Genomic DNA, 3,573 nt, shown 5'->3' with positions numbered 1-3,573 from the left:
CCGAGCTGACCGCCCGGCTCGCCCGCACCGACGAGACCGGCCTCGACGCAGGCCTGCTCATCCCATTGCTGCGACTGCTCGTGGACGGCGAGCCCGTGTCCGTCGAGCAGCTCGCTGCGGCCGCCGGCCGCCGCGCCGAGGAGGTACGCCGCGCCCTGGCCGCCGTACCGGACACCGAGTACGACGACCAGGACCGAATCGTCGGCCAGGGCCTCACCCTGCGCCCCACCAACCATCGGTTCACGGTGGCCGGGCAGGAGCTCTACACCTGGTGCGCCCTCGACACCCTCATCTTCCCCGCCCTGCTCGAACGCGCCGCTCGCGTCGAGTCGGTCTCACCGGCCGGGGGCGACTCGATCCGGGTGATCGTCGACCCCTCGGCCGGGGTCACCAGCGTTGAGCCTTCCACCGCTGTGGTGTCCCTGGTCAACCCCGACAAGATCACCTGGATCCGTTCCTCGTTCTGCAGCCAGGTGCACTACTTCACCTCCCCCGACGTCGCCGCGGGGTGGCTGACCGAGCACCCCGAGGCCGAGATCGTGCCGGTCGCTGATGCCTACCGGCTGGCCGACGCCCTCTCCACAGGGTTCCTCGACCGCCACCATGCCGAGGCCACCGCCACGGACGCCGACGCTCACGGCTGCTGCTGACACAACTAGGGAAGGAAACGGAGAACCCGATGACATCGAACCGCGACAACCAGCCCGGGGGCGGTGGCCTGCTCATGGCGGCCGGCGCCGGACTCCTCATGGTCGCCTGCTGCGCCCTCCCGGCCCTCATCGCAGGGGGAGTACTCGCCGGGATCGGCGGCTTCCTGCGAAACCCCTGGGTCATCGGCGCCGGAATCGCCCTCCTGGGGCTCGCCGTCCTGACCACCACCCGGCGGCACCACGGCCCGGGCGGCAGCGAGGACTGCTGCCCGCCCAGCTCGCCGGGCACCCGCACTGACCACAGCACGACCACCAAGGACATCCATCACCGATGACCTCCCGCACCCGCCGCAAGGCCCTCCACCTGGCCGGTGCATGTGCCGCCGCGACGTTCACTCTCACGGCGTGTGGTAGTGCTGACAGCCCCGGATCCGCTGGCAAGGACGGCACCGCCCAGCTCACCAGCATCGCCGGCCAGAAGATCACCCTGCCCGCCGACGGCGAGCCCACCGCAGTCTTCTTCTTCACCTCAGGCTGCGGTGAGTGCGTAGGCGGGACCCAGTCGCTGGGCGCTGCCGCCGCGGCGGCCGAGAAGTCAGGGACTCGGGCGAACTTCCTGGCCGTCGACATGGACCCCGGAGAATCCAAGGACACCATCAACGCCTTCATGGACTACGTCCATGCCGAGCAGGTGCCGACAGTCATCGACACTGGTGCGACCTTGACGCAGCGCTACCACATCACCGCCCTGTCGACCCTGATCGTCATCGACGCCGACGGCAAGACGACCTACCGCGGAACCGACCCCAGCGCACAGACCATCACCGCCCAACTGAAGAAGGCTGGAGCCTGACCGTGGATGGACTGCTTGCCCTCGCCTTCGCCGCGGGCATGGTCGCCCCGGTCAACCCCTGCGGGTTCGCGCTGCTGCCTGCGTGGATCACCCACACGTTGGGCGAGGCCGACACCTCCCCGGCGCCGATCCGGATGCTCCACGCTCTTCGGGCCGCAGCCGCGCTGGCGATCGGATTCGCTGGCACCCTGTCCGCCGCCGGGCTCGTCGTCAGCGTGGGCGCGCGAGGCCTGATCCAGGCAGCGCCCTGGCTCGGGCTCACTGTCGGAATCATCTTGGTGCTGCTGGGGGCTGCGATGCTGGCGGACCGAACGACGTCCCTTCGGTTGCCTGGTATCCCCGTCCGGGCAACCGAAGGGTTCCCGGCGACCGTTCAGATGGTGGTCTTCGGAGTCGGGTACGCGACGGCCTCGTTGTCGTGCACATTCGGGGTGTTGCTCGCTGTGATCGCCCAAGCCCAGGCCACCGCCAGCTACAGCGGCCTCCTCGTCGTCTTCGCCAGCTACGCTGCGGGGTCGACGACCGTTCTGCTGCTCCTCGCCCTGGTCACCGCGGCCCTGGGCACGGCCCTGACCCGACGCGTCACCGCGCTGGCCCGTTACGGTCCCCGAATCACCGCCATCGTGCTCCTCGCGACCGGCGGCTACCTGGCCTGGTACTGGTACCCCGCCGCTAGCGGTGACCAGTTGTCCGCCGGCCATGCCGGTGGGCTGAGCGAGGTCTCCGCGACCACATCCCACTGGATTCAGGCGCACACCACCGCGATCGCGATGATTACTCTCCTCGCCGCACTCACGGCCACCGCTTGGGCGCTCCGTCATCGATTGCGCGGCCAGCATCTACCCGCCAGGCCACCAACAGGCATCGACAAGCCCACGTCGTGCTCGACCGATGCGCCTGTCTCAACCACGCGGGACACTTCTACTTGCGGCCCACGGTCTGGCGGGGACTGCTGCTGAACCGACGCCGCACGCGCTCGGCAACCATAGTCTTCCCAGCTGCCCACCCAACTCTTCCGACCATTCCCCACAAGGAGAGATGCAGATGAACGAGCACTTTGACCTGATCGTCATCGGCGCCGGTATGGCCGGTGTCGCGGCCGCCAACAAGTGCGCCGCGCAGGGATGGGAGGTGGCCATCGTCGACTCACTACCCTACGGAGGCACGTGCGCGTTGCGGGGGTGTGACCCGAAGAAGATCCTGCGCCGCGGGGCCGAGGTCATCGACAGTGCGCGGCTGATGCGCGGCAAGGGCATCGACGACGCGGACCTTTCCATCAACTGGGCCGACCTGATGAAGCACAAGCACGGCTTCACCGATCCCGTGCCGCGGAGCATGGAAGACGGCCTGAGCGGCCAGGGCGTCACCACCCTGCACGGCCGCGCCAGATTCACCGGCCCACGCCAACTGGAGATCGAGGGCACCCCCTACGACGCCGACCGCTTCCTGGTCGCCACCGGCGCCCGCCCCCGTCCCCTGGACTTCCCGGGCCACGAGCACCTGATCGACAGCACCGACTTCCTGAACCTCGAGGACCTCCCTTCCCGTATCTTGTACGTCGGCGGCGGCTTCATCTCCTTCGAGTTCGCCCACATCGCCGCACGGGCCGGCAGCGCGCCGACCATCGTCGACCGGGGCGAGCGCCCGCTGAAGAACTTCGACCCCGACCTCGTCGAGCTGCTGGTGGACCGTAGCCGGGAGATCGGTATCGAGCTGCGCCGCACCACCACCATCCGCGAGGTACGGCCATCCGACGATGGCTACCAGGTCACCCTGGAACACGCCGGCGACCAGGAGACGATCGAGACCGACCTTGTCGTCCACGGCGCTGGACGCGTCGCGGACCTGGCCGACCTCGGACTCGACGCCGCGGGCGTCGAGTGGGGCGAGCACGGCATCACCGTGGCCGACCACCTGCAGAGCACCACGAACCCCCACGTCTGGGCAGCCGGAGACTCCGCCGCCACCGACGGCATGCCGCTCACCCCCGTCGCCGTCTCCGAAGCCAAGGTCGCCGCCTCCAACATGCTCCAGGACACCACCACGGCCCCGGACTACGCAGGCATCCCC

5 protein-coding genes are annotated in these 3,573 nt (G+C 69.2%); all 5 read left to right on the top strand.

Features of this window, described 5'->3' with window-relative positions; all coding sequences use genetic code 11:
* Nucleotides 1–650, top strand: a 650-nt coding sequence (merB, locus tag N864_RS20340) for an organomercurial lyase MerB (protein WP_155893034.1), incomplete at its 5' end; no start/stop codon positions are given.
* A gap of 29 nt (nt 651–679) precedes the next feature.
* Nucleotides 680–985: a hypothetical protein gene (locus tag N864_RS20335; RefSeq protein WP_034721690.1), complete on the top strand. Its 306-nt coding sequence runs from the start codon at nt 680–682 to the stop codon at nt 983–985.
* Entirely contained in the window at nt 982–1,503 is a 522-nt protein-coding gene (locus tag N864_RS20330) for a TlpA family protein disulfide reductase (RefSeq protein WP_034721689.1), read from the top strand. The genes N864_RS20335 and N864_RS20330 overlap by 4 nt, the downstream gene beginning before the upstream one ends.
* A 2-nt stretch (nt 1,504–1,505) precedes the next feature.
* Entirely contained in the window at nt 1,506–2,462 is a 957-nt protein-coding gene (locus N864_RS20325) for a cytochrome c biogenesis CcdA family protein (protein ID WP_051518863.1), read from the top strand.
* An 85-nt stretch (nt 2,463–2,547) separates the two neighbouring features.
* Nucleotides 2,548–3,573 (top strand): dihydrolipoyl dehydrogenase family protein (locus N864_RS20320; RefSeq protein ID WP_034721691.1); only part of this gene is annotated, 1,026 nt, incomplete at its 3' end.

The organism is Intrasporangium chromatireducens Q5-1, assembly GCF_000576575.1.
Lineage (GTDB): Bacteria > Actinomycetota > Actinomycetes > Actinomycetales > Dermatophilaceae > Intrasporangium_A > Intrasporangium_A chromatireducens.
This window is presented reverse-complemented; position numbering and strand designations above follow the sequence as displayed.